The sequence below is a fragment of the Pelosinus baikalensis genome (assembly GCF_020819555.1).
Classification (GTDB): Bacteria; Bacillota; Negativicutes; order DSM-13327; family DSM-13327; genus Pelosinus; species Pelosinus baikalensis.
This window is the reverse complement of record NZ_JAJHJB010000127.1, coordinates 1-804: the sequence shown is the minus strand read 5'-3', so window position 1 is coordinate 804 and position 804 is coordinate 1. Positions and strand designations below refer to the sequence as shown.

At 42.0% G+C, this 804-nt stretch carries 1 protein-coding gene; it reads left to right on the top strand.

Annotated elements, in window-relative coordinates; all coding sequences use genetic code 11:
• On the top strand, nucleotides 1-739 hold a 739-nt coding region (locus LMF89_RS25405), incomplete at its 5' end, for an IS4 family transposase (protein ID WP_229537591.1).
• Nucleotides 740-804 lie beyond the last annotated feature (65 nt).

Genomic DNA, 804 nt, shown 5'->3' with positions numbered 1-804 from the left:
TACGTTGCCACTGAACTTAAACCATCATAAATGGGCTGAATTCCGCAAAACAAAATCAGGCATTAAGCTTCATTTACGTCTAGTTTTCCTAGAAAAAGGCTGTTCGTATCCAGATAAAGGGGTCCTCACGAATGCGAAAGAACATGATCGTGGCCAATTAGAAGTGCTGGTAGACGACAAAGAATGCATGTACGTGTTTGACCGTGGTTACTTGGATTATGAGCGATTCGACCGCATGACAGATGACGGCTATTTCTTTGTCTCACGCTTGCGCAAAAACGCCGTCATACGTGTACTAGAGCCTTTTGAACGCCCTGAAGATTCCAACGTGTTATCCGATGAAATGATTCTGATTGGAACGACGCAAAATCGTGCAGAAAATGCGTTTCGTCTCATCAAAGTACTGGATTCAAAAGGAAACGAGCTACATTTAATCACGAATCGTTTTGATTTAAGCGCTGACGAAATCGCTGAGTTGTACAAGTCACGTTGGGCAATCGAACTGTTTTTTAAGTGGATGAAACAGCACTTAAACATTAAAAAGTTCTACGGACAAAGCAAACAAGCTGTGCATAATCAAGTGTACATCGCGATGATCGTCTACTGCTTACATGTCCTGGCTCAGCTCAACACAAATAGCTCACGAACCTACCTACAAATTAGTCGGTGGTTAAAAGCAGCACCGTGGAAATCAGCGCACATTTGGATTCGAAAAATCACAGGAAAAGCTATCCCATAAAGGTTTTACCGTTTCTGTCGCCCACACCAAAGGTTATAGTAAAAAAATGGATGTTTACTACCTCT